The 293-nt window shown below is 68.6% G+C and carries 1 protein-coding gene; it reads left to right on the top strand.

The genetic code is table 11. From position 1 onward, the window contains the following. A partial coding sequence (locus RVY79_RS18950; RefSeq protein WP_317466105.1) for a TolC family protein occupies positions 1–293 on the top strand: 293 nt, incomplete at both ends.

The raw sequence follows: 293 nt of genomic DNA, 5'->3' as shown, positions 1-293 counted from the left end.
GCTACGCACGGCCGGACAGGTTCGCCAGGCATGGTGGGCATGGCAGCGTGCCCAGGCCGAATTGATGGCGGCGCAGGATCGCACCCGCAGCGCGGACGAGTTGGCGCAAGATGTGGCTCGCCGGGTTCGCGCGGGCGACCTGGCGCAAGCCGACAGAAACCAGGCCGATGGCGCCTTGGCGTCGGCTCGTAGTGCCCTGGCCATTGCTCAGGCCGAAGAAGTCACGCAGCGCGAGGCGTTGTTGGCACTGACCGGCATCGAGAGTATCCCGTCGCAGGCCGATTCCGCGCAGC

The sequence above is a fragment of the Chromohalobacter sp. HP20-39 genome, from assembly GCF_033052815.1.
GTDB lineage: Bacteria > Pseudomonadota > Gammaproteobacteria > Pseudomonadales > Halomonadaceae > Chromohalobacter.
This window is presented reverse-complemented; position numbering and strand designations above follow the sequence as displayed.